This window comes from Streptococcus mitis (assembly GCF_023110375.1).
Taxonomy (GTDB): domain Bacteria; phylum Bacillota; class Bacilli; order Lactobacillales; family Streptococcaceae; genus Streptococcus; species Streptococcus mitis_CI.
Genome location: NZ_JALDVV010000005.1, coordinates 40,712 through 64,628 on the forward strand (window position 1 = coordinate 40,712; position 23,917 = coordinate 64,628).

Annotated in this window: 20 protein-coding genes, 5 pseudogenes and 1 riboswitch; of the genes and pseudogenes, 23 read left to right on the forward strand and 2 right to left on the reverse strand. The window is 39.6% G+C overall.

Annotated features, from left to right (window positions below):
- Window positions 1-166 precede the first annotated feature (166 nt).
- The 13 genes from M1G12_RS04990 (at window position 167) to rpsI (ending at window position 13,218) form a co-directional block, all read left to right on the forward strand.
- Entirely contained in the window at window positions 167-1,849 is a 1,683-nt protein-coding gene (locus M1G12_RS04990; protein ID WP_247949499.1) for an ABC transporter ATP-binding protein, read from the forward strand.
- Window positions 1,834-2,664: an energy-coupling factor transporter transmembrane component T family protein gene (locus M1G12_RS04995; protein WP_001148091.1), complete on the forward strand. Its 831-nt coding sequence runs from the start codon at window positions 1,834-1,836 to the stop codon at window positions 2,662-2,664. Before M1G12_RS04990 ends, M1G12_RS04995 begins: the two co-directional genes overlap by 16 nt.
- Before the next feature lie 192 nt (window positions 2,665-2,856).
- Window positions 2,857-3,360, forward strand: coding sequence for a tRNA (cytidine(34)-2'-O)-methyltransferase (locus M1G12_RS05000; protein ID WP_000181388.1), 504 nt, complete (start codon window positions 2,857-2,859; stop codon window positions 3,358-3,360).
- A gap of 59 nt (window positions 3,361-3,419) precedes the next feature.
- A riboswitch (FMN riboswitch) is annotated at window positions 3,420-3,654 on the forward strand.
- A gap of 163 nt (window positions 3,655-3,817) precedes the next feature.
- On the forward strand, window positions 3,818-4,381 hold the full coding sequence (locus M1G12_RS05005) for an ECF transporter S component (RefSeq protein ID WP_000185823.1): 564 nt from the start codon (window positions 3,818-3,820) through the stop codon (window positions 4,379-4,381).
- Complete coding sequence (locus M1G12_RS05010; RefSeq protein WP_247942163.1) at window positions 4,371-5,021, forward strand: phosphatase PAP2 family protein; 651 nt, start codon at window positions 4,371-4,373, stop codon at window positions 5,019-5,021. The genes M1G12_RS05005 and M1G12_RS05010 overlap by 11 nt, the downstream gene beginning before the upstream one ends.
- Window positions 5,022-5,048: 27 nt before the next feature.
- Window positions 5,049-5,468, forward strand: coding sequence for a chromosome partitioning protein ParB (locus M1G12_RS05015; protein WP_247949500.1), 420 nt, complete (start codon window positions 5,049-5,051; stop codon window positions 5,466-5,468).
- Window positions 5,469-5,779: 311 nt separating this feature from the next.
- Window positions 5,780-6,826, forward strand: a complete 1,047-nt coding sequence (gene pheS, locus M1G12_RS05020; protein ID WP_084948109.1) for a phenylalanine--tRNA ligase subunit alpha — start codon at window positions 5,780-5,782, stop codon at window positions 6,824-6,826.
- Window positions 6,826-7,335 carry a GNAT family N-acetyltransferase gene (locus M1G12_RS05025; protein ID WP_000619948.1) on the forward strand — a complete coding sequence of 170 codons (510 nt, stop codon included), beginning with the start codon at window positions 6,826-6,828 and terminating at the stop codon, window positions 7,333-7,335. Before pheS ends, M1G12_RS05025 begins: the two co-directional genes overlap by 1 nt.
- A gap of 76 nt (window positions 7,336-7,411) precedes the next feature.
- Window positions 7,412-9,817: a phenylalanine--tRNA ligase subunit beta gene (pheT, locus tag M1G12_RS05030; RefSeq protein ID WP_049500840.1), complete on the forward strand. Its 2,406-nt coding sequence runs from the start codon at window positions 7,412-7,414 to the stop codon at window positions 9,815-9,817.
- Between the two features lie 238 nt (window positions 9,818-10,055).
- On the forward strand, window positions 10,056-10,949 hold the full coding sequence (locus M1G12_RS05035; RefSeq protein WP_000895284.1) for an ABC transporter ATP-binding protein: 894 nt from the start codon (window positions 10,056-10,058) through the stop codon (window positions 10,947-10,949).
- Complete coding sequence (locus tag M1G12_RS05040; RefSeq protein WP_247942166.1) at window positions 10,946-12,145, forward strand: ABC transporter permease; 1,200 nt, start codon at window positions 10,946-10,948, stop codon at window positions 12,143-12,145. The genes M1G12_RS05035 and M1G12_RS05040 overlap by 4 nt, the downstream gene beginning before the upstream one ends.
- 215 nt (window positions 12,146-12,360) lie before the next feature.
- Window positions 12,361-12,807 (forward strand): 50S ribosomal protein L13, encoded by a 447-nt coding sequence (rplM, locus tag M1G12_RS05045; protein WP_001044624.1) that lies wholly within the window; start codon window positions 12,361-12,363, stop codon window positions 12,805-12,807.
- An 18-nt stretch (window positions 12,808-12,825) separates the two neighbouring features.
- Window positions 12,826-13,218, forward strand: a complete 393-nt coding sequence (gene rpsI, locus M1G12_RS05050) for a 30S ribosomal protein S9 (protein WP_000075964.1) — start codon at window positions 12,826-12,828, stop codon at window positions 13,216-13,218.
- Between the two features lie 109 nt (window positions 13,219-13,327).
- On the opposite strand, the pseudogene M1G12_RS05055 reads toward rpsI, so the two are convergent.
- Both M1G12_RS05055 and M1G12_RS05060 read right to left on the reverse strand, forming a co-directional pair.
- Window positions 13,328-13,551: pseudogene (locus tag M1G12_RS05055) on the reverse strand (tyrosine-type recombinase/integrase); the annotation flags it as partial.
- A 241-nt stretch (window positions 13,552-13,792) separates the two neighbouring features.
- A complete protein-coding gene (locus tag M1G12_RS05060; RefSeq protein ID WP_000429535.1) occupies window positions 13,793-14,401 on the reverse strand; it encodes a DUF1269 domain-containing protein in 609 nt (202 codons plus the stop codon).
- A 350-nt stretch (window positions 14,402-14,751) separates the two neighbouring features.
- On the opposite strand from M1G12_RS05060, the pseudogene M1G12_RS05065 reads away from it, so the two are divergent.
- From M1G12_RS05065 to M1G12_RS05110, 10 genes and pseudogenes are all read left to right on the forward strand, one after another.
- A pseudogene (locus M1G12_RS05065) lies at window positions 14,752-14,895 on the forward strand (IS982 family transposase); the annotation flags it as partial.
- 3 nt (window positions 14,896-14,898) lie between these two features.
- Window positions 14,899-15,232, forward strand: a pseudogene (locus M1G12_RS05070) (diacylglycerol/lipid kinase family protein); the annotation flags it as partial.
- 148 nt (window positions 15,233-15,380) lie between these two features.
- Window positions 15,381-15,971: pseudogene (locus M1G12_RS05075) on the forward strand (IS256 family transposase); the annotation flags it as partial.
- A gap of 180 nt (window positions 15,972-16,151) precedes the next feature.
- Complete coding sequence (locus M1G12_RS05080; RefSeq protein WP_002902306.1) at window positions 16,152-16,430, forward strand: DUF6110 family protein; 279 nt, start codon at window positions 16,152-16,154, stop codon at window positions 16,428-16,430.
- Window position 16,431: 1 nt separating this feature from the next.
- The gene (locus M1G12_RS05085) at window positions 16,432-18,495 is read left to right on the forward strand and encodes a heavy metal translocating P-type ATPase (RefSeq protein WP_247942167.1); all 2,064 of its coding nucleotides are present in this window, start codon (window positions 16,432-16,434) and stop codon (window positions 18,493-18,495) included.
- A gap of 299 nt (window positions 18,496-18,794) precedes the next feature.
- Window positions 18,795-19,409, forward strand: coding sequence for a CadD family cadmium resistance transporter (locus M1G12_RS05090; RefSeq protein ID WP_345773301.1), 615 nt, complete (start codon window positions 18,795-18,797; stop codon window positions 19,407-19,409).
- 11 nt (window positions 19,410-19,420) lie between these two features.
- Window positions 19,421-19,759 carry a Cd(II)/Zn(II)-sensing metalloregulatory transcriptional regulator CadX gene (gene cadX, locus M1G12_RS05095; RefSeq protein ID WP_000711087.1) on the forward strand — a complete coding sequence of 113 codons (339 nt, stop codon included), beginning with the start codon at window positions 19,421-19,423 and terminating at the stop codon, window positions 19,757-19,759.
- 268 nt (window positions 19,760-20,027) lie between these two features.
- Window positions 20,028-20,420: an Hg(II)-responsive transcriptional regulator gene (gene merR / locus M1G12_RS05100; protein ID WP_000640389.1), complete on the forward strand. Its 393-nt coding sequence runs from the start codon at window positions 20,028-20,030 to the stop codon at window positions 20,418-20,420.
- A 28-nt stretch (window positions 20,421-20,448) separates the two neighbouring features.
- Complete coding sequence (merA, locus tag M1G12_RS05105) at window positions 20,449-22,107, forward strand: mercury(II) reductase (RefSeq protein WP_001031943.1); 1,659 nt, start codon at window positions 20,449-20,451, stop codon at window positions 22,105-22,107.
- 228 nt (window positions 22,108-22,335) lie between these two features.
- Window positions 22,336-23,588 (forward strand): annotated as a pseudogene (locus M1G12_RS05110) (ISL3 family transposase).
- Window positions 23,589-23,917: the final 329 nt, after the last annotated feature.

The window sequence follows — 23,917 nt, forward strand, 5'->3', positions numbered from 1 at the left end:
TAAAGGAAAAGGCTGGGCAACCGGTCTTTTTCGATGTTTATAGACTAGTCGGGTAAGCAATTTAGGCTAGGAATCTTGTTGGCGCTAAGTTTTTAATAGAAGAGTCTGCAAGAAGGGTTCGATTTATGATAAAATAGAAGTCTAAGAAGCGAATGAAGAGAGTAAGATGAAAGAAGCTATAATTGAGTGGAAGGATTTCTCTTTCCAGTATGAAACGCAACAAGAACCAACCTTGCAAGGGGTGGATTTGACTATTTATAAGGGAGAGAAAGTCTTAATTGTTGGGCCATCTGGCTCAGGCAAGTCTACCTTGGGTCAGTGTTTGAATGGAATTATTCCCAATATTTACAAGGGTCAGATGTCTGGAGAATTTTTGATCAAGGGGCAAGCGGCCTTTGATATGAGTATCTATGATAAATCTCATCTGGTTAGCACGGTTTTGCAGGATACAGATGGGCAGTTTATCGGCTTATCTGTGGCAGAGGATTTGGCTTTTGCTCTAGAAAATGATGTAACAAGTTTAGAAGAGATGAAAAGCCGTGTTCATAAATGGTCTGAAAAGCTGGACCTTCTTTCTTTACTGTCTCAGCGTCCTCAGGATTTGTCAGGTGGACAAAAGCAGCGAGTCAGTCTGGCTGGTGTCTTGATTGATGAGAGTCCGATTCTTTTGTTTGATGAGCCACTCGCCAATCTGGATCCCAAGTCAGGTCAGGATATTATCGAATTGATTGATCAGATTCATAAGGAGGAGGGGACGACGACACTTATTATCGAGCACCGTTTGGAGGACGTTCTGCATCGTCCTGTGGATCGGATTGTCTTGATAAACGATGGTCGTATCCTCTTTAATGGGAGCCCTGACCAGCTACTGGCGACTGATCTATTGACCCAAAATGGAATTCGAGAACCCCTTTATCTAACCACTCTCCGTCAATTGGGTGTGGATTTAGCCAAGGAAGAACAATTAGCAAATTTGGACAACTTGTCTATCTCAAAAGGCCAGGTTCAGTTGCAGAATGAACTGGCAAAAGAGACGCCAGATTTGCAGTCACTCTTTAAATTAGAGGATCTGTCTTTTTCTTATGATGATAGACCGATTTTAAAATCCATTTATTTAGATATTAAAAAGGGTGAAAAGATTGCTATTGTCGGGAAAAATGGGGCTGGGAAGTCAACTCTAGCCAAGGCCTTAAGTAGCTTTATCCAGACAGAAGGTTCTTATCTTTGGGAAGGACAGGATATCAAGGGAGATTCTGTTGCAGAGCGGGCGGAACGAGTAGGCTATGTGCTGCAAAATCCTAATCAAATGATTTCAACCAATATGATTTTTGATGAGGTGGCTCTGGGACTTCGTTTGCGAGGTGTGGAAGAGCAGGAAATTGAAACGAGAGTCTATGAAACTTTGAAAATCTGTGGTCTCTATGAATTCCGTAATTGGCCGATTTCTGCCCTGTCATTTGGTCAGAAAAAACGTGTGACTATTGCATCGATTTTGGTCTTAGGGGCTGAAATTATCCTCTTAGATGAACCGACAGCAGGTCAAGACCAGAAGAACTATACTGAGATTATGGAATTTCTTGAAGAACTGCATCAAAAAGGGCATACCATTGTCATGATTACCCATGATATGCAATTGATGCTGGATTATTCTGATCGTGCTCTTGTCATGGTGGATGGGGAACTGATTGCCGATACCGATCCAGCTAGTCTGTTGAGCAATCCTGAGCTGTTAGTAAAAGCCAATCTAAAAGAAACTTCTATCTTCAACTTGGCTAAGAAACTCGACGTGGATCCACTTGCTTTAACGGCATTTTACAAAGAAAGGAGAGAAGGATGCAAGCTAAATTAATCGGTTACCAGCATAGAGATACTGTGATTCATCGCTTGTCAGGGGCTGGGAAACTCCTCTTTTTCATTCTCGTATCATTGGCTGCCATGATTAGCTATGATACCAGACTGCTTGTTCTGATTGCCATCTTTTCGGTTTTTCTCCTCTATTTGTCAGAAATCCGCTTTAAAGATGTTTCCTTTGTAGCCGTTTTTGCGACGGTATTTGCCGTTTTAAACGTCTTGATGGTCTATCTCTTTTCTCCCGAGTATGGGGTTGGACTTTACGGAGAGAGAAGTGTGATTTGGCAGGGAATCGGTGCCTACACTCTGACCAGCCAAGAGCTCTTTTATCTGCTAAATTTGGCTATTAAGTACCTTTGCACTATTCCTCTGGCTATTATCTTTTTGATGACAACCCATCCTAGTCAGTTTGCTTCCAGTTTAAATCAAATTGGTGTGCCTTACAAGATTGCCTATTCAGTCAGCCTGACCTTGCGCTATATTCCAGATTTGCAGGAAGAATTCTTTACTATCAAGATGTCTCAGGAGGCGCGTGGGATGGAATTATCCAAGAAAGCTTCTCTTATGCAACGAATCAAAGGCAATCTGCGCATTATCACTCCCTTGATTTTTAGCTCGCTAGAACGGATTGATACCATTGCGACCGCCATGGAACTTCGCCGCTTTGGGAAAGAGAAAAAACGCACTTGGTATAGTTATCAGGCCTTGAAAAAAGGAGACTATCTTACCTTGCTCTTGGCAACCTTGTTTTTAGTAGCTAGTTTGTTACTTATCTTGCAGAATCAGGGACGATTTTACAACCCTTGGAAATAGCTTGAAAAAATCAAAAAAATCAAGTCGTTTCTATTGACAATGATTCTGAAAGTGTTATACTAAGAAAGTAGTTTCGCTGATTTACTTCAAACCTGTTGTGAGGTAAGTTAACGATGCCTTAACCACGCTGTTTGCTGAGCTTGACTCCGGGCAGTGTGGCTATTTTTTTGCAATGGTGAAAGGAAGCAAGTCATGACAAATCACATTGTATTATTTGAGCCTCAAATTCCACAAAATACAGGCAATATCGCGCGTACTTGCGCTGCGACCAATTCTCCCCTCCACATCATCAAGCCAATGGGCTTTCCTATTGACGACCGCAAGATGAAGCGAGCTGGATTGGATTATTGGGATAAACTAGAGATTTATTTTTACGAGAGTTTGGAGGATTTCATGTCTCAGATGAAGGGCAAACTCTATCTGATTTCTAAATTCGCTGAGAAAGTGTATTCTGAGGTGGATTTATCGACTGACGAAGACCATTATTTTCTTTTTGGACGTGAAGACAAGGGCTTGCCGGAGGACTTTATGCGAGAACATCCTGAGAAAGCTCTCCGTATTCCTATGAATGATGAACATGTCCGCAGTCTCAATGTGTCTAATACCGTCTGCATGATTGTCTATGAGGCTCTCCGCCAGCAGAACTTTGCAGGTCTTGAGCTTGTTCATACCTATGAAGTGGATAAATTGAAATAAAAAATGAAAATGAAAATGAACAAAATGCTTGCGCTTGCAAGCGTTTTTTGTTATGATAAAAGAGTCTTCAGGGCAGGGTGTGATTCCCGACCGGCGGTGACTTTAACTAGGAAATGATCTTTTCCTTTTATACTTTGTTGACAAGCTTTGCCTAACCAGAAGTTATGCCTACAGCTTGTCGCCTAGTCTAAAAGAAAAATCTCTATTTCCTTCTCTTTAAAGAAGTCCGCGAGCGCAAGCTGATGTGGTGAGATTCCACAACCGACAGTATAGTCTGGATGGGAGAAGACGAAAGAATAGCTTTGTCTGTTCTGATAGATTTATAGCTAAACTGTAACCGCTTGCTTGAATTTCCTTAATAGAGTGAGAGGGGACTTTTGGGATATAAAAAGTGAGAATAGATAGAGGAATCCTTTCTAACTTCTTCTGATTTTATAGAAAATTGGAGGAACCTGTTATGACAAACACACGTCGACTTTCGACCATTGCGATTTTATCAGCCATCTCATTTGTGCTGATGTACTTTGACTTTCCGCTTTTGCCAGCGGCGTCCTTCCTCAAGATCGAATTTAGTATCTTGCCAGTCCTTGTGGGTCTGGTGGTCATGGATTTGCCTGCTGCTCTAGGAATTCTCTTGCTTCGCTCACTCTTGAAATTGCTTCTTAATAGCCAGGGAGTGAATACTTACATTGGTTTGCCAATGAATATCGTAGCTTTGGGAGTTTTTGTCATCGTCTTTGCATTGATTTGGAAAAAGGAACGGACAACCCTTCGTTTCCTACTAGGCTCTCTAGCTGGGACTATTGGCTTAACCGTGGCTATGTTGGTTCTCAACTATGTTTACGCTGTTCCTTTGTACGCTAAGTTTGCTAACTTTGATATTGGAAAAATTTTGGGACTTTCCAACTACCTAATGACTATGGTGTTGCCTTTTAACTTGATTGAGGGTGTAATCTTTTCCGTTTCATTCTGGTTGTTGTATGTTCTATTGAAACCAACCTTAAAACACTATGAAAGATAAACAAACATTTTTAATGAAGGGCAGTTTTGCCCTTTTACTTTTCGTTATTCTTGGCTATATGGTCAAATTTTACCCTGAAACGCTGGTCGGTTTTGACCAACCGATACAGACTGCCGTTCGAGGAGACTTGCCAGATTACTTGACTATTCTTTTCAGGGCCATCACACGCTTGATTGATATTCCAGTGATTATCACTTGGGTTGTCATTACAGCTTTTGTCTTTTATCGTAAGCGGTGGAAGATAGAAAGTTTCTTCATGCTGGGAAATCTGGCTTTGGCAGGATTTTTAATCGTGACCTTTAAAAATATCTACCAGCGTCCACGACCAGCTATCTTACACTTGGTTGAGGAGAAGGGATTTTCCTTTCCAAGCGGCCATTCTTTGGCTGTGACGCTGATGGTAGGGACTTTGATTGTTATTCTTAGTCAGCGGATTAAAGATCGGGTCTGGAGAAAAATCGTACAAATCGTCCTTGGTCTCTACCTAGTCAGTGTGTTGGTATCAAGGGTCTATCTGGGAGTTCATTACCCATCAGATGTACTTGCCAGTCTCTGTGTCGGCTTGGGAGTCTTGTTTATCGAGTTTCCCTTCTATGACAAACTCCGTTTCCAATGGCGATTTAAAGGCAAGCAGAAGTGAATATCAAATTCCTTTGAGGAGAAAGAAATGAAAGTCAATATAGCAGATCTTCATCCGACTCAACTATACTTATCAGAAAAGAAGTTGCAAGATATTCAGATGCTTTACCAGTCGGCAGAAACAATCCAAGTCGATCCAATCAGTATTCTTGCCTTTGGAGATTGCTTGCTGATTACAGACGGGCATCACAGGGCTTATCAGGCTTTATTAGCAGGTCGGAATACGATTTCTGCTGAGTGGGATAGAGATGGTGGTGATGAACTATATCATCTCTATGCGCAAGTCTGCGAAGAAAGAAAAATCTACTCTGTTCTGGATTTAAAAAATCATATCTTAGCTCAAGATGAGTATGAAGCAAAATGGTATAACTGGTGTGATGGTTTTAATCAGGCAGCAACTCTTTTGTTGAAAAGGAAAGCAGATGAAACAGACCCTACAAATAGGTAGTGCATTGTGTCTTGTTCCTTTTTATACTGAAATTAATCTAATCTAACTTGTTTTTTAACTAAAAATCTGATAAACTATGTAGTAATTGAATAGAAATCTGCAAGACTAGTAGCCTAAGGGAAATATATCAGGGAGGAGAGCCGTGACTGAAAGCTCTCTATATGAAAGCTGGGTGAATTCACTTGCCTATGGATTCAGAAATAAAGGTCTGACTTGTCAGATAAAAACGGATGGTACCGCGTGTCAACGCTCCGAGTGGAGTTTTTGGCATGTGGTTTTCTTTTTATCTACGAGAGACTGATGGAGGAATTATGTCAACTATTGAAGAACAATTAAAAGCGCTTCGTGAAGAAACGCTAGCTAGCTTGAAGCAGATTTATGCTGAAAATGAAAAAGAGCTGCAAGAATTGCGCGTCTCTGTCCTTGGTAAAAAAGGTTCCCTTACTGAAATTCTTAAAGGGATGAAGGATGTATCAGCAGAAATGCGCCCTGTTATCGGAAAACACGTCAATGAAGCTCGTGATGTTTTGACAGCTGCATTTGAAGAATCAGCTAAGCTCTTGGAAGAAAAGAAAGTTGAAGCTCAACTAGCAAGTGAGAGCATTGATGTTACGCTTCCAGGTCGTCCAGTTGCGACTGGTCACCGTCACATCCTCACACAAACCAGTGAGGAAATTGAAGACATCTTCATCGGGATGGGTTACCAAGTAGTGGATGGTTTTGAAGTTGAACAAGACTACTATAACTTTGAACGTATGAATCTTCCCAAAGACCACCCAGCTCGCGACATGCAGGACACTTTCTACATCACAGAAGAAATCTTACTCCGTACTCACACGTCTCCAGTGCAGGCGCGTGCTATGGATGCCCATGATTTTTCAAAAGGTCCTTTGAAAATGATCTCACCAGGGCGTGTCTTCCGTCGTGATACGGACGATGCGACCCACAGTCACCAGTTCCACCAAATTGAAGGCTTAGTTGTTGGGAAAAATATCTCTATGGCTGATCTTCAAGGAACCCTTCAGTTGATTGTGCAAAAAATGTTCGGTGAAGAGCGTCAGATCCGTCTGCGTCCATCTTACTTCCCATTCACAGAGCCATCTGTTGAGGTGGATGTTTCTTGCTTCAAGTGTGGTGGAGAAGGCTGTAACGTATGTAAGAAAACTGGTTGGATCGAAATTATGGGTGCCGGTATGGTTCACCCACGTGTCCTTGAAATGAGTGGTATCGATGCGACTGTTTACTCTGGATTTGCCTTTGGTCTTGGACAAGAGCGTGTAGCTATGCTTCGTTATGGAATCAACGATATCCGTGGATTCTACCAAGGAGATGTCCGCTTCTCAGAACAGTTTAAATAATGATTAGAAAAGTAGAAATGGCAGATGTTGAGGTGTTGGCTAAAATAGCCAAACAAACCTTTCGTGAAACATTTGCGCATGATAATACGGAAGAGCAGTTACAGGAATACTTTGAAGAGGCTTATAGTCTGAGAGTTTTGTCAACTGAGTTGGAAAATCCAGAATCCGAAACCTATTTCATTATGCATGAAGAGGAGATAGCTGGTTTTCTCAAAGTCAACTGGGGAAGTGCTCAGACTGAGAGAGAATTAGAGGATGCTTTTGAAATTCAACGCCTCTATGTGCTACAAAAATTTCAAGGATTTGGACTAGGTAAGCAACTGTTTGAATTCGCTCTTGAACTTGCTACCAAAAATAGTTTTTCTTGGGCTTGGCTAGGTGTTTGGGAGCATAATACAAAAGCTCAAGCATTTTATAATCGATATGGTTTTGAAAAATTTAGCCAACATCATTTTATGGTTGGTCAAAAAGTAGATACGGATTGGTTACTGAGAAAGAAATTAAGGTAAGAAGATGATTCTTCTATTGAAATGATAGGAAAGGAAAAGAACTAGAGTGACAACTGTCATTCTGGAGAACTAAATTATGCTTGTATCTTATAAATGGTTAAAAGAATTGGTGGACATTGATGTGCCATCACAAGAGTTGGCTGAAAAAATGTCAACTACAGGGATCGAGGTAGAAGGTGTGGAATCACCTGCTGCTGGTCTCTCAAAAATTGTCGTCGGTGAGGTCTTGTCCTGCGAAGATGTGCCAGAAACTCACCTTCATGTTTGTCAGGTTAATGTGGGCGAAGAAGAAGCCCGTCAAATCGTTTGTGGTGCCCCAAATGTGCGTGCTGGCATCAAGGTTATGGTGGCTCTTCCAGGAGCTCGTATCGCTGACAACTACAAAATCAAAAAAGGAAAAATCCGTGGTTTAGAGTCACTTGGGATGATCTGTTCGCTTGGCGAATTGGGAATTTCTGACTCAGTTGTGCCTAAGGAATTCGCAGATGGCATCCAAATCTTGCCAGAAAATGCCGTTCCAGGTGAGGAAGTCTTCTCTTACCTAGACTTGGATGATGAAATTATCGAACTTTCTATCACACCAAACCGTGCGGATGCCCTTTCTATGCGTGGAGTGGCTCACGAAGTGGCAGCCATCTATGACAAGGCAGTCAACTTTAAAGAATTTACTCTTTCAGAAACTGACCAAGCTGCAGCAGATGCTCTTTCTGTAGGTATTGAGACAGACAAGGCGCCTTACTATGCAGCTCGTATCTTGGACAATGTTACTATCGCACCAAGTCCACAATGGTTGCAAAACCTTCTTATGAATGAAGGTATCCGTCCTATTAACAACGTGGTGGACGTGACAAACTACATCCTGCTCTACTTTGGTCAACCAATGCATGCTTTTGACTTGGATACCTTTGAAGGGAGTGACATCCGTGTGCGTGAAGCGCGTGCTGGTGAAAAATTGGTGACCTTGGATGGTGAAGAACGTGACTTGGAAACAAATGACCTAGTCATCACTGTCGCAGACAAGCCAGTAGCTCTTGCAGGTGTTATGGGTGGTCAAGCGACAGAAATCTCTGAAAAGTCTAGTCGTGTTGTCCTTGAAGCTGCTGTTTTCAATGGCAAATCTATCCGTAAGACCAGCGGTCGCCTTAACCTTCGTTCAGAATCGTCTTCTCGCTTTGAAAAAGGTATCAATGTGGCAACTGTTAACGAAGCTCTTGATGCGGCGGCTAGCATGATTGCAGAACTTGCAGGTGCGACGGTGCGCAAAGGCATCGTTTCAGCGGGTGAGCTTGATACCTCTGATGTGGAAGTTTCTTCAACTCTTGCTGATGTTAACCGTGTCCTTGGTACAGAACTTTCTTACGCGGATGTAGAAGACGTCTTCCGCCGTCTTGGCTTTGATCTTTCTGGAAATGCAGACAGCTTTACAGTCAGCGTCCCACGTCGTCGTTGGGATATCACAATCGAGGCAGATCTCTTTGAAGAAATTGCTCGTATCTATGGATATGACCGCTTGCCAACCAGCCTTCCAAAAGACGATGGTACAGCAGGTGAATTGACTGCGACACAAAAACTTCGCCGCCAAGTTCGTACCATTGCTGAAGGGGCAGGTTTGACAGAAATCATCACCTACGCTCTAACAACTCCTGAAAAAGCAGTTGAGTTCACAGCTCAACCAAGTAACCTTACGGAACTTATGTGGCCAATGACAGTGGACCGTTCTGTCCTCCGTCAAAATATGATTTCTGGTATCCTTGATACAGTTGCTTACAATGTGGCTCGTAAGAACAAAAACTTGGCACTTTACGAGATCGGAAAAGTCTTTGAACAAACAGGCAATCCAAAAGAAGAACTTCCAAATGAGATTAATAGCTTTGCCTTTGCCTTGACAGGCTTGGTTGCTGAAAAAGATTTCCAAACAGCAGCAGTTCCAGTTGATTTCTTCTATGCTAAAGGAATCCTTGAAGCATTATTTACTCGCTTGGGACTAGAAGTGACCTATACGGCAACATCTGAAATCGCTAGCCTTCACCCAGGTCGTACCGCTATGATTTCACTCGGTGACCAAGTTCTTGGTTTCCTTGGTCAAGTACACCCAGTCACTGCTAAGGCCTACGATATTCCAGAAACGTATGTGGCTGAGCTCAACCTTTCAGCCATCGAAACTGCCCTTAAACCAGCTACTCCATTTGTGGAAATCACAAAATTCCCAGCAGTTAGCCGTGACGTTGCCCTCCTTCTCAAGGCAGAAGTGACTCACCAAGAAGTTGTGGACGCGATCCAAGCTGCCGGCGTGAAACGTTTGACAGATATCAAACTCTTTGACGTCTTCTCAGGTGAGAAATTGGGACTTGGTATGAAGTCAATGGCTTATAGCTTGACTTTCCAAAATCCAGAAGACAGCTTAACGGACGAAGAAGTCGCACGCTACATGGAAAAAATCCAAGCGTCTCTCGAAGAAAAAGTCAATGCAGAAGTGCGTTAAAGTATCAATCCATCCTTCGGGGTGGATTTTTGCTTTTTAAATAACAATTCAGGATCAAAAATAGACAGTTGAGGAACAGAGAAGATAAATTGGAGTTTACCACGGTATAATGGATTTATCACTAAAAACGCTCCATGCCATATTTTACATAGCATTAGCCTTATAAAAATGGACAGAAATTATTGTAAAGGCTATCAAAAAGGAGTATAATGAGTGCAAGACATTTCGGAGGTGAAAGATGCTAGAAGTAAGAAGTCTAGAGAAAAGTTTTGGACCTAAGCAAGTTTTGTTTGGTATTGACTTTCAAGCGCGACCAGGTCGTATTTTGGGATTAGTCGGGAAAAACGGTGCTGGAAAGACAACGATTTTCCACAGTATTTTGAAGTTTTTAGAATACCAAGGAGAAATTAGTCTGGATAATCAGGATATTCGACAAGAGACCTACGCTCGGATTGGCTATCTGCCTGAAGAACGCAGCCTCATGCCTAAATTGACAGTCCTTGAACAAGTTCGTTACTTGGCGACTCTAAAAGGTATGGATGCCAAGGAGATCAAGGAAAAACTCCCTCAATGGATGAAGAGGTTGGAAGTGAAAGGGAAGCTGACTGATAAAATCAAGAGTCTGTCAAAAGGAAATCAGCAGAAGATTCAGCTCATTATTACTCTGATTCATGAGCCAGACTTGATTATCTTGGATGAGCCTTTCAGTGGATTGGACCCGGTCAATACAGAATTGCTCAAGCAAGTCATTTTTCAGGAAAAAGAACGTGGGGCAACCATTATCTTTTCTGACCATGTCATGACCAACGTCGAGGAGCTTTGTGACGATATTCTCATGATTCGAGATGGCCGTGTGGTCTTGCATGGACCAGTTCAGGATGTCCGCAATCAATACGGGAAAACGCGTCTCTTTGTTTCAAGTGAACGAAGCAAGGAAGAATTGGAAAATCTTCCTCATGTCAAGCAGGTAAGTTTGACCAAACAAGGCAGTTGGAAATTGATCTTAGAGGATGAGAGCGCTGGAAGGGAACTCTTCCCAATCTTGACTCAGGGGCAATACATCGCAACCTTTGACCAGCAAGCGCCAACAATTGATGAAATCTTTAAACTAGAATCAGGGGTGGAAGTATGAGAAATATGTGGGTTGTAATGAAGGAAACCTATCTTCGACATGTCAAATCGTGGAGTTTCTTCTTTATGGTGATTTCACCATTCTTGTTTATCGGTCTATCTGGGGGAATTGGCTATCTCCAAGGGTCTTCTATGGCTAAGAATAGTAAGATAGCAGTAGTAACAACTGTGCCATCTGTGGAAGATGGGCTTAAGGGTACCAATGGTATCAACTTTGATTATAAGGATGAAGCCAGTGCCCAAGCTGCTATTAAAGATGAGAAAATCAAGGGTTACCTAACCATTGACCAAGAGAACAGCGTCCTCAAGGCCGTCTATCATGGTGAAACTTCTCTTGAAACAGGCATCAAGCTAGCAGTAACCAATAAGCTCAACGAACTGCAATACCAACTCAATCGTTCGGCAGCCAATTTGTCACAAGAACAGGAAAAACGCTTGGAACAAACAGTTAACTTTACGGAGAAAATTGATGAATCCAAGGAAAATAAAAAAATGATTCAAACCTTTGCGGCCGCAGGGCTTGGTTTCTTCCTTTATATGATTTTGATTACCTATGCTAGTGTCACTGCTCAGGAAGTGGCTAGCGAGAAAGGAACCAAAATTATGGAGGTGGTCTTCTCTAGTATCCGAGCTAGTCATTATTTCTACGCTCGCATGTTGGCTCTGCTTCTTGTGATTTTGACCCATATTGGCATTTACGTCGTGGGTGGACTTGCTGCCATTCTTCTCTTTAAAGACCTACCAATCTTGGCACAATCTGGTATTTTAAACCATATAGGAGAGGCTTTCTCGCTCAACACCTTATTGTTTGTCTTGGTTAGCCTCTTTATGTACGTTGTTTTAGCAGCCTTCCTAGGTTCTATGGTTTCTCGTCCTGAGGACTCAGGAAAAGCCTTGTCGCCTTTGATGATTTTGATTATAGGTGGTTTTTTTGGAGTGACAGCTCTAGGTGTAGCTGGTGACAATCTCATCTTGAAAATTGGTTCTTATATTCCCTTTATTTCGACTTTCTTCATGCCATTTAGAGCTATTAATGGTTATGCAAATGGGTTAGAAGCTTGGATTTCGCTTGCTATTACGATTGCTTTTGCAGTAACGGCAACAGTCTTTATCGGACGTATGTATGCTAGCCTCGTTCTGCAAACAGATGATTTAGGTCCTTGGAAAACCTTTAAACGTGCCTTATCTTATAAATAGAAGAGCCTCGCGAAAGCGAGGTTTTTTAGAGATAAAAAGAGTGGAATTCAGAAAAATATTTTTCATATCTATTGACTTTTAGGGGTGAAATTTGGTATTATAGTAGGCGGTATTGTTTACCCCATTTGAAAGGCCCCGGAACCTTCCAAATACTTTTCGATGGGAAGGAACACCCATCACCGTAAACAAAAATCGAACTATATATAGGAGAAATCATGAACAAAACAACATTTATGGCTAAACCAGGCCAAGTTGAACGTAAATGGTACGTAGTTGACGCAACTGATGTACCACTTGGACGTCTTTCTGCAGTAGTTGCTAGCGTACTTCGCGGAAAAAACAAACCAACATTTACACCACACACTGATACAGGTGACTTTGTGATTGTTATCAATGCTGAAAAAGTTAAATTGACTGGTAAAAAAGCAACTGATAAAATCTACTACACTCACTCAAACCACCCAGGTGGATTGAAACAAATCTCTGCAGGTGAACTTCGTTCTAAAAATGCAGTACGTTTGATCGAGAAATCAGTTAAAGGTATGCTTCCACACAATACTCTTGGACGCGCTCAAGGTATGAAGTTGAAAGTATTTGTTGGAGCTGAGCACACTCACGCTGCACAACAACCAGAAGTTCTTGATATTTCAGGACTTATCTAAGGAAAGGAACAATAAAGTATGTCACAAGCACAATATGCAGGTACTGGACGTCGTAAAAACGCTGTTGCACGCGTTCGCCTTGTTCCAGGAACTGGTAAAATCACTGTTAACAAAAAAGATGTTGAAGAGTACATCCCACACGCTGACCTTCGTCTTGTAATCAACCAACCATTCGCAGTTACTTCAACTGCAGGTTCATACGACGTTTTCGTTAACGTTGTAGGTGGTGGATACGCTGGTCAATCAGGAGCTATCCGTCATGGTATCGCTCGTGCCCTTCTTCAAGTAGACCCAGACTTCCGAGATTCATTGAAACGCGCAGGACTTCTTACACGTGACTCACGTAAAGTTGAACGTAAGAAACCAGGTCTTAAGAAAGCTCGTAAAGCATCACAATTCTCAAAACGTTAATCAATACGATTATATCAACGTTTACAGACATTCAAGAATTATTTCTTGGATGTCTTTTTTGTTTCAAAAAATCAAAGTTCACCCCAAAATTCACCCCATATTCACCCCATCAATTTTTTAAACTACGAAAAGCAATATCACCTACAGTCTGATTGACTTTATCTTTGATATTAACGTAAGTTTTTGTAATCTCTTTATCACTATGAGTAAGAGCTTCTGAGAAGGCTTCAAGAGAAACCCCAGCTTGTTTTGCGAGTGTCGCACCAGTATGTCTTAGTTGTGTGGGGAAGCTGGTGCTAGTTCAGGGTGCCTGCGTCTGACTGATTTCATCTTGATAAAACTTAAAATCTTTCTAATTATAACAAAGCATAGTCAAAAAGCTATGACCTCTATATTCACAAAAAAATCCAGACCAATACTAGTCCAGATTTCTTGTCTATTAAACACTCTTTTCAAAGAATGGAAGAACGGCTGTAACGGATTTGTCAACGCAATTATTTAACTGTGAGAATCCGACGCACATAAATTTTAAATGGTGTCTCAGTCACATTTAAATTTATGAGACGCTTAGACGTTAGGCTTTCAATTTATCAAATTTTGATTTGATGTTTGCCTTGAACTCTTCAAGTTTGGCCTTGCGATCTGCTTTACGTTCAGCCTTCATTTGCGCACGCGCTTGGTTGTAGAGGTCTTCTTGGACTTGCAGGGCTGCTTCAACTTCAGCTACGACGGTTGCTACATCCCAACGCACGATTTGGGTGTCGTACTTGGTGAAGTAAGCATCGATGACTGCTTCGTTGTTTTCTTGCACCAAGGCGACAACGGCTGTTTCGCCGTCGATCAATTTTTGAGACACAACGTCAATCAAGCCAGCTTCTGCCGTATCAACGGTATCACCAGCAGCCAAACCATAGAGGCTGCCAATACCATAACCAAACAAGACGCCGATAGGACCACCCAAAAGCCCGATAACTGCACCGAGCAAGCCACCTTCTAGGGTTGCATCCGTCGTTGAATCTTCAAAGTCATAGCGTTCTTTTTCAACGATGTGACCGTTTTCATTTTTGACCAAGGCGATTTGAGCAACCTTGGTCGTCTGAGTTTGGCGGAAAGCCTTCAAATCCGCAAAGGACTGATAAGCTTCGCTTTCAGTGTTAAAGACTGAAACTACTAGGTTTTCCATAGTTAGTACCTCTTTTCTAAATATACACATTCATTATAATACAGTTTCAATCATTTTTCAATCATTTTAGTGCGACATTTTAATTGATATGTCGCGTTTATCAGCGTTAAAGAACAGTTTCAGGCAGCGGTATATCTTTGCCATATCCCAGCCCAGACACTCTGGAGACTCTGAGTGACTATCAAGAAAGATGTCCATCAGATTCTTAAAGCCTCCCGTGCAAAAAGTAAATAAATAGTGTTTTTCCTGTATGCCTGTCACACGGCTAAAAGACCGCTTGACCAAATCTTCCAGAAAATTATAGCAGATATTATGTACCAGCTCTGTGTAGCGAGTCTGATGAGCGTGCCGAATCACATCGACACTTTTATAGAATCTGCCAACTGTTTCCTTATGGTCGAATCCTTGAAAGAAGTCGCTTTATTCGTCGGTCAAGACAATTAATTTGGCTGGTGCAACTGATTCGCCAAGCTATGAACAAGCAATTATTACCTTTTGAAAGCAAAAATGGCAATTATGAAGGTGAAGCTACTCAGGTCTTAGTTCTTCTATCCAATTACTATGCAGACAAAAAACTATTTGATGAAAATACAGATGAATATGGAAATATCTTGATTTTAAAGGATTCATCTATCATTTCTAAATTATCGGCTATCCCAGATTTATTAAAAAGGGGATCTAGTAGGTAACAATAATATCGAATATATCAAAGTACGCAATATTAGGATTTCTTCAGAGGTTGAGTTAGAGTCAGATGTTGATGGGGATAAGTCGGATAATCTGCCAATAGATATAAAAATACTAGAAAACAGGCTTGAAAAAGGCTCGTAAAGCTAGCCAGTTCTCTAAACGTTAATTCGTTGCTGGACAGCAGAATACAAACGAAAACACTTTGCATCTTGCAAGGTGTTTTTTTCTATGAGAACTGGCGGTGCGCAATTAGGATAGCTCTAGCGACTTTAGTCGCATAGAGATATGCTATGCACAGTTGCCTCAAGAAAACAATGCTTCTTGGTCCACCCTGTTAGACAAGCTTCAAAACCAAGGAATCCAACAGATTTCTCTTGTAGTTACAGATGGCTTTAAGGGGCTTGAGCAGATTATCAGTCAGGCTCACCCATTAGCTAAACAACAATGTTGCTTAATTCATATTAGTCGAAATCTAGCTAGTAAAGTGAAACGAGCAGATAGAGCGGTTATTCTGGGGCAATTTATAATGATTTATCGTGCTGAAAATTTAGAAATGGCAGGACAAGCTTTAGAGGACTTTCTCGCCGAATGGAAACCAAAGTATAGGAAAGTCATGGAAAGTCTGGAGAAGACGGATAATCTTTTAACTTTTTATCAGTTTCCCTACCAGATTTGGCACAGCATGTATTCGACAAACCTCATTGAGTCTCTTAACAAAGAAATCAAACATCAAACGAAAAAGAAGGTTCTTTTTCCTAATGAGGAGGCTCTGGAACGTTACTTAGTTACGTTGTTTGAAGATTATAATTTCAAGCAAAGTCAACGAATCCATAAAGGGTTTGGTCAATGTTCTGATACACTTGAAAGCTTATTTAATTAACACTCCGTAACTCTACTTAAGTGTTTACACATAATTATTGACAGTATCAAAAAATAAAGTATATTGTTTTCATCATAATATAATTAAATATCAGTATAGAGAATTTTATCTATATATCAGATATCAGCAATTGCTTTTGCTGTCATTTTTCGCTACAATAGTTACAAGGAGGAAATAAACATGTTAAAAGAAGTATTAAACGTCGTAAAAGTTGCGAAAAAATCATCTCTCTTCTTAGGAGGGGTAGCATTTGGGACGCTTGGCTTGAAAGTCTTAGCAAGTAAAGAAGCTAAGAAAGGCTATTCTAAGGCCTTGGCTAAAGCTTACAAATTGAAAGATGGACTGGATGCATCTGTTTCTGTTGTAAAACAACACGGTGATGATGTTTTACAAGACGCTAAATATTTATACGAACAGGAAAAGAAAGAAGAACAATTAGATAGCCTGACAGGTGAATAATATGTCTTTTAAAGTGCTACACAGAGGATATCAACATATCCGATTATCGTCCTCGTTTTCACTGACCTTGGATATTCAAGATTATCTTCGTTCCTTGGCTAAAGATGAAAAAGGGATCGACTCTATTCAGTTTTATATGGATCAGCAGCACTTTACTCTACGTATGAAAGAAGGCTTCTCTGTATTAGAAAATGCAGAGGCCTTTTTAAAAAAAATTGACAAGGGGAAAGTTTCGGACTTGATGACTCTTCCCATTCGTAGAGAAGAGAGTGCTTATTCAATTGTATCGGGTGCAGCGATTAAGCGTTTGCTGTTTCGAAGTTTTGTACCCTACCCTATTCGTTATATTTGGACTTGTTATCAGGCTTTGGGTTATGTCAAAGAAGCCTATCAAACTTTAACGCGCAAGGAACTAACCATGGAGGTCTTGGACTGTTCGGCCATTTTGTTGTCCTTGTTTATGAACCAATCCAAGACAGCTAGCAACATCATGTTTATGCTTGATTTGGGTAATCATCTGGATCAGTGGTCTTTAAAAAAAACAGCAACAGATTTGGAACAAAGCCTTCTTGCTAAAGAAAGTGATGTTTTCTTAGTGCGGGGAGACATGGTCATCAGCATCAAGAGTTCTGATGTTCAAGTAGGTGATGTATTAGTTGTCTCCCAAGGTAATGAAATCTTGTTTGACGGCCAAGTGGTTTCAGGATTAGGCATGGTCAATGAGAGTTCCTTGACTGGAGAGAGCTTCCCTGTTGAAAAGAAAGAGGGAGATTCTGTATGTGCGAATACTGTTTTGGAAACAGGAGAGTTAAGAATTCGTGTGACTGATAATCAGATAAACAGTCGTATTTTGCAACTCATCAATCTGATGAAAAAATCTGAAGAGAGTAAGAAGACAAAACAACGTCATTTTATTAGGATGGCAGACAAGGTTGTAAAATATAACTTCTTAGGTGCTGGTTTGACTTATCTGTTAACAGGTTCGTTTTCAAAAGCCATTTCCTTTTTATTGGTGGATTTTTCATGTGCTCTAAAAATATCCACACCTGTAGCCTACCTTACGGCCATAAAGGAAGGTCTAAATCGAGAAATGGTTATTAAAGATGGTGATGTATTAGAAAAATATCTGGAAGTGGATACTTTCTTGTTTGATAAAACGGGTACCATCACGACGAGTTATCCTTTGGTTGAAAAGGTTCTTCCTTTCGGAGATTATACTGAGAAAGATATTTTAAGAATAAGTGCATGTTTGGAGGAACATATCTATCATCCTATTGCCAATGCAATTGTTAAACAAGCTGAAATTGAAGGCATTGAACACGAAGAAATGCATGGCAAGCTTCAGTATGTTGCAAGCAAAGGGATTAAATCGCAAATTGATGGTCAATCGGTTGTCATTGGAAATTATGTACTAATGCAAGACGAACAGGTAAGAATTAGTTCTGAGCAGCTGGCCTTGATTGAGCAATATAAGACTCATTACAATTTATTGTTTTTGGCTTATAAGAAAGAATTAATTGGGATGTTTTGTATCCACACTCCCTTGAGAAGCGAGGCGAAAGTTGCATTGAAAAAGCTAAAGCGCCAAGGGAAAAAACTGATTCTGGCAACTGGTGATACGTTGGCTAGAACAGAAGAGTTGGTTAAAGATCTGCCATTTGACAACGTTTATACTGATTTAAAACCAGATGGTAAGTTTCAGTTGGTTCAGGAATTACAGAAAGCTGGCCGAACTATTTTGATGGTTGGAGACGGGTTAAACGACTCTGCTGCCTTGACGCTTGCAGATATTGGGGTTGTGATGAATGAAAGTGCTGATATTTCTAAGCAGATGAGTGATATTTTATTATTAGATAATCGTTTAGATTTCTTCGAGGAATTGAATTCTTTATCTGAATCGTTGCAGAAATTAATTCAAAGAAATATTCAAGAAACAGTTGTAATAAATGGAAGTTTAATTGGATTTGGGTTGTTAAATTGGTTAAGCCCATCTAATCTTTCGATATTGCACAATCTGACTACTTTAAGAATCGTCCTTCGTAGTCTTTCTATTAAAAGTAGGTAAGAGACCGAGAAGCTGAGGTTATAAAAACTAAAAGGAGTTGTCTCATTTGAGAATAACGGTTCTTTGTCAACTGTAGTGGGTTGGTGGAAAATTATACCCTGGAGAGGACCAAATTGGTTCTCTCCTTTTAAATATTGAAAAAACCATTGGCAGTGGACATACTTTAAGACTATATATTTCTGAAACTAGTTTCACAATACAAATATTGACATGCAATTATTAATTGGTGGATTTTAAGTTGACATCTACAAAGGTTAATGTTAGAATACATTCAAAAATATATTTGAATGAGGTGTTTTATGATTCAAAATATTGTTACTTCAATAATCCTGTATTCTGGGACAGCCGTAGACTTACTTATTATCCTAATGTTATTTTTTGCCAAAAGAAAAAGCAGAAAGGACATCATTAACATCTATTTAGGACAATTTCTAGGCTCTGTTAGTCTAATATTCCTAAGTTTGCTTTTTGCATTTGTCTTAAATTATATTCCTAGTAAAGAGATTTTAGGTTTACTCGGTTTGATTCCAATTTTCCTAGGCCTCAAAGTTTTGCTTTTAGGAGATTCTGATGGAGAAGCTATTGCAAAAGATGGTTTGCGAAAAGACAATAAAAACCTGATTTTTCTAGTCGCTATGATTACTTTTGCAAGTTGTGGCGCTGACAATATTGGTGTCTTTGTCCCATATTTTACCACCTTAAATTTAGCGAATTTGATAGTGACTTTACTTACTTTTCTAGTCATGATTTATCTCTTGGTTTTTTCTGCCCAAAAATTAGCACAAGTCCCTTCTGTTGGAGAAACTTTGGAAAAATATAGCAGATGGTTTATTGCCGTTGTCTATTTAGGATTGGGGATATATATCCTGATTGAAAATAACAGTTTTGACATACTATGGACTATATTAGGCTAGGAGAAAATATTATGAAAAAAGATAGTATCTGCCAAGTGAATGTTATAAATCAGCAAAATATTACAACCGCAACGAACTACCTTGAAAAGGAAAAAGTCCAAAAATCACTTCGCATTTTAACAAAATTTACCGATAATAAACAGATAAATATCATCTTTTATCTCCTTGCCGTCGAAGAACTCTGTGTCTGCGATATAGCCTGTTTATTAAATCTCAGTATGGCATCTGCCTCCCACCATCTTCGTAAACTAGCCAATCAAAACATCTTGGACACTAGAAGAGAGGGGAAAATTATATATTATTTTATAAAAGATGAGGAAATCAGGGATTTTTTTAATCAACTAGGATAACAACTATTTTTACTACTTTTCCATGATTCTAGGGAGCTACTCTATGAAATTTCGGGTCTTCGGAATATATAGTGGAATTACTTTCTTAATAGTTTAAAAACAACTGGTGTTTAAATCGGATTTTCTGGTGGGATGTTAGGATAATCAATAGTATTATATAAAAGTATCAATCACATACGAGTGATACTTTGGGAAAAAATAAAATAGTCCAATTTACTTGACCGTGTACTATGGTACATGGTTTATAATATTCAGGGGGTGAAATAAGATGATTTATCGCATTAGTGAGTTTGCAGATAAATGTGGAGTTAATAAAGAAACGATCAGATATTACGAGCGAAAAAATTTATTACAAGAACCTCACCGAACGGAAGCTGGTTATCGGATATATTCATATGATGACGTTAAGCGTGTTGGGCTTATTAAACGAATACAGGAACTTGGTTTCTCTTTAAGCGAGATTTATAAATTACTTGGTGTTGTAGATAAAGATGAAGTTCGTTGTCAAGATATGTTCGAATTTGTTTCTAAAAAACAAAAGGAAGTGCAAAAACAAATAGAGGATTTAAAACGAATTGAAACTATGTTAGACGACTTAAAACAACGATGTCCAGATGAAAAGCAATTACATTCGTGTCCAATAATAGAAACATTAACATGAGAGATTAATTAACGAAAGGAGCTTTTTTATGAATAAATTTAAGGTAAACATTTCAGGAATGACTTGTACGGGTTGTGAAAAACACGTAGAATCAGCACTTGAAAAGATAGGTGCTAAAAATATTGAGTCTAGTTATCGTCGTGGTGAAGCAGTATTTGAACTGTCCGATGATATTGAGGTTGAAAGTGCAATAAAGGCGATTGCTGACGCAAATTATCACCCGGGCGAAGCAGAAGAAATACAAGTGCAATCGGAAAAAAGGACAGATGTAAGTTTAAATGATGAAGGTAACTATGATTATGATTACATCATCATCGGTTCTGGTGGAGCTGCCTTTTCATCTGCCATTGAAGCCGTTACTTTGAACGCAAAAGTGGCTATGATTGAGCGTGGAACGGTGGGTGGAACTTGCGTTAATGTCGGATGCGTTCCTTCTAAGACCTTATTAAGAGCAGGGGAAATCAATCATCTAGCAAAAAATAATCCATTTGTGGGATTACACACTTCGGCTTCAAATGTTGATTTAGCGCCATTAGTAAAACAAAAGAATGATTTAGTAACCGAGATGCGAAATGAAAAATATGTGAATTTAATTGATGATTATGGTTTTGAATTAATAAAAGGTGAAGCAAAATTCGTAAATGAAAATACAGTTGAAGTAAATGGCAATCAAATCACAGCCAAAAGATTTTTAATAGCTACAGGTGCTTCTTCAACTGCACCTAATATTCCCGGATTAGATGAAGTAGATTATTTAACAAGCACTAGCTTATTGGAATTAAAGAAGGTTCCAAATCGTCTTACCGTAATTGGTTCAGGATATATCGGCATGGAATTAGGACAACTATTTCATAACCTCGGGTCAGAAGTCACTTTGATTCAAAGAAGCGAGCGTCTATTAAAAGAATACGATCCTGAAATTTCAGAAGCCATTACTAAGGCCTTAACAGAACAGGGAATTAATTTAGTAACAGGTGCAACCTATGAACGAGTTGAGCAAGATGGAGACATTAAAAAAGTTCATGTTGAGATAAATGGTAAAAAGCGAATTATTGAAGCAGAACAATTGCTAATTGCCACTGGAAGAAAACCAAATACAGAATCATTAAACTTACATGCAGCAGGCGTTGAAGTTGGTTCCCGTGGTGAAATTGTCATTGATGATTATCTTAAAACGACCAATTCCCGAATTTATTCAGCTGGAGATGTCACTCTCGGTCCCCAATTTGTTTATGTAGCTGCTTATGAAGGTGGACTTGCTGCTCGTAATGCAATCGGAGGACTAAATCAAAAGGTCAATTTAGAAGTGGTTCCAGGCGTTACGTTTACTTCTCCATCGATTGCAACGGTTGGTTTAACGGAGCAACAGGCAAAAGAAAAAGGATATGAAGTGAAAACATCGGTATTGCCGTTGGATGCTGTTCCAAGAGCGCTCGTTAATCGGGAAACAACAGGTGTTTTCAAATTAGTGGCAGACGCGAAAACATTGAAAGTGTTAGGGGCGCATGTAGTGGCAGAAAACGCAGGAGACGTAATTTATGCAGCAACATTAGCTGTGAAATTCGGTTTAACTGTTGGAGATCTGAGAGAAACGATGGCTCCATATCTAACAATGGCAGAAGGATTGAAGCTGGCTGTCCTAACTTTTGATAAAGATGTTTCGAAATTATCTTGCTGTGCAGGCTAAGGGAACTTTTTTACAACTCCCTATTCAAGTGAACCAGCTAATGCTTTAAGGGATTTTCTAAGTGCATTTGTGGTCACAAAAATAATTTAACACTGATGATTTCGACATCAAATCTATAATTGATACCTTAACACCGCAGAGTAATAAAGGATGAATAATATGTCAGACTTATTATCCTTACCAGACATTAAAACAATAGAACCGCCACAAGAAAATGAAACCGATATGATGTTTAAAGTTGAAGCAGTCGGACCACCTGAATGTTGTCCTGAATGTGGTTTTGACAAGTTGTACAAACACAGTTCAAGAAATCAACTAATTATGGATTTGCCCATTCGTTTAAAGCGAGTGGGCTTACAATTGAACCGTAGACGATACAAGTGTCGTGAATGCGGATCTACCTTCTGGGAACGCCTAATATCTGTAGATGAAAAGCGTAGTATGACCAAAAGGCTTTTAAAGTCCATTCAAGAGCAATCCATGTCTAAGACCTTTGTAGAAGTCGCAGAAAGCGTTGGTGTTGACGAAAAAACCATTAGGAACGTTTTTAAGGACTATGTGGCACTCAAAGAACGTGAATACCAGTTTGAAACTCCTAAGTGGCTTGGGATAGACGAGATACATATTATCCGTAGACCTCGGCTTGTATTGACTAATATTGAACGCAGGACTATTTATGACATCAAGCCTAACCGTAACAAGGAAACAGTCATCCAACGTCTTTCAGAAATCAGTGACAGGACTTACATTGAGTACGTCACAATGGATATGTGGAAGCCCTACAAAGACGCAGTGAACACTATCCTTCCACACGCTAAAGTTGTCGTAGATAAGTTTCATGTAGTTAGAATGGCTAATCAAGCCTTAGATAACGTCAGAAAGTCTTTGAAAGCCCATATGAGCCAAAAAGAAAGACGTACCTTATGCGTGAAAGGTTTATCCTTCTAAAGCGTAAACACGATCTAAATGAACGTGAATCATTCCTCTTAGATACTTGGTTAGGTAATCTTCCTGCTTTAAAAGAAGCCTATGAACTCAAAGAAGAGTTTTACTGGATATGGGATACTCCTGATCCAGATGAAGGTCATCTTCGTTATAGTCGATGGAGACACCGTTGTATATCCAGCAACTCTAAAGACGCATATAAAGACCTCGTGAGAGCCGTAGACAACTGGCATGTTGAAATATTCAACTACTTTGATAAAAGGCTCACTAATGCTTATACGGAGTCAATTAACAGCATTATTAGGCAGGTAGAGCGAATGGGTAGAGGTTACTCGTTTGATGCCTTACGAGCCAAAATCCTTTTCAATGAGAAGCTCCATAAAAAGCGTAAGCCACGATTTAATTCAAGTGCTTTCAATAAAGCTATGTTATACGATACTTTCAATTGGTATGAAGTGAATGATCACGACATTACAGACAACTTAGGTGTCGATTTTTCCACACTTATTAAGAATTTGAAGAAGGGTGATTTATAAGCCCTTTTCCACTATAAAATCCGAATACCCGAAATTTTTTGATGAAAATTACTCACAAGAAATAATATATAGAACTGTTTAAATATCTTCAGGATAGAAAAAGAAATTGTCCAGGCACGAAGAAACTGTATATTTGTTGCTAAACTGTACATCATCTTTATGATACGGTATTTCGTATTTCTCAACTACATAAGCTCCGAAAACTAAAATGTGATAACCCTTTGATAACCTCTCGATTTTCAAAAGGATTATATATGTGAATATTGAGGATTTATCTCTTAAAATTACTTGATTTTAGTGATAATTTACCATAAATATCATAATGTAGA

What these genes read in the sequence shown, in the direction of transcription:
- merA (WP_001031943.1), top strand. Translation starts at nt 20,449, where the DNA reads ATGAATAAATTTAAGGTAAACATTTCAGGAATGACTTGTACGGGTTGT.
- M1G12_RS05080 (WP_002902306.1), top strand. Translation starts at nt 16,152, where the DNA reads ATGTTAAAAGAAGTATTAAACGTCGTAAAAGTTGCGAAAAAATCATCT.
- M1G12_RS04990 (WP_247949499.1), top strand. Translation starts at nt 167, where the DNA reads ATGAAAGAAGCTATAATTGAGTGGAAGGATTTCTCTTTCCAGTATGAA.
- M1G12_RS05090 (WP_345773301.1), top strand. Translation starts at nt 18,795, where the DNA reads ATGATTCAAAATATTGTTACTTCAATAATCCTGTATTCTGGGACAGCC.
- M1G12_RS05000 (WP_000181388.1), top strand. Translation starts at nt 2,857, where the DNA reads ATGACAAATCACATTGTATTATTTGAGCCTCAAATTCCACAAAATACA.
- pheT (WP_049500840.1), top strand. Translation starts at nt 7,412, where the DNA reads ATGCTTGTATCTTATAAATGGTTAAAAGAATTGGTGGACATTGATGTG.
- pheS (WP_084948109.1), top strand. Translation starts at nt 5,780, where the DNA reads ATGTCAACTATTGAAGAACAATTAAAAGCGCTTCGTGAAGAAACGCTA.
- M1G12_RS05040 (WP_247942166.1), top strand. Translation starts at nt 10,946, where the DNA reads ATGAGAAATATGTGGGTTGTAATGAAGGAAACCTATCTTCGACATGTC.
- rplM (WP_001044624.1), top strand. Translation starts at nt 12,361, where the DNA reads ATGAACAAAACAACATTTATGGCTAAACCAGGCCAAGTTGAACGTAAA.
- M1G12_RS05010 (WP_247942163.1), top strand. Translation starts at nt 4,371, where the DNA reads ATGAAAGATAAACAAACATTTTTAATGAAGGGCAGTTTTGCCCTTTTA.
- M1G12_RS05005 (WP_000185823.1), top strand. Translation starts at nt 3,818, where the DNA reads ATGACAAACACACGTCGACTTTCGACCATTGCGATTTTATCAGCCATC.
- M1G12_RS05085 (WP_247942167.1), top strand. Translation starts at nt 16,432, where the DNA reads ATGTCTTTTAAAGTGCTACACAGAGGATATCAACATATCCGATTATCG.
- M1G12_RS05060 (WP_000429535.1), bottom strand. Translation starts at nt 14,401, where the DNA reads ATGGAAAACCTAGTAGTTTCAGTCTTTAACACTGAAAGCGAAGCTTAT.
- M1G12_RS05025 (WP_000619948.1), top strand. Translation starts at nt 6,826, where the DNA reads ATGATTAGAAAAGTAGAAATGGCAGATGTTGAGGTGTTGGCTAAAATA.
- cadX (WP_000711087.1), top strand. Translation starts at nt 19,421, where the DNA reads ATGAAAAAAGATAGTATCTGCCAAGTGAATGTTATAAATCAGCAAAAT.
- M1G12_RS05015 (WP_247949500.1), top strand. Translation starts at nt 5,049, where the DNA reads ATGAAAGTCAATATAGCAGATCTTCATCCGACTCAACTATACTTATCA.
- M1G12_RS05035 (WP_000895284.1), top strand. Translation starts at nt 10,056, where the DNA reads ATGCTAGAAGTAAGAAGTCTAGAGAAAAGTTTTGGACCTAAGCAAGTT.
- merR (WP_000640389.1), top strand. Translation starts at nt 20,028, where the DNA reads ATGATTTATCGCATTAGTGAGTTTGCAGATAAATGTGGAGTTAATAAA.
- rpsI (WP_000075964.1), top strand. Translation starts at nt 12,826, where the DNA reads ATGTCACAAGCACAATATGCAGGTACTGGACGTCGTAAAAACGCTGTT.
- M1G12_RS04995 (WP_001148091.1), top strand. Translation starts at nt 1,834, where the DNA reads ATGCAAGCTAAATTAATCGGTTACCAGCATAGAGATACTGTGATTCAT.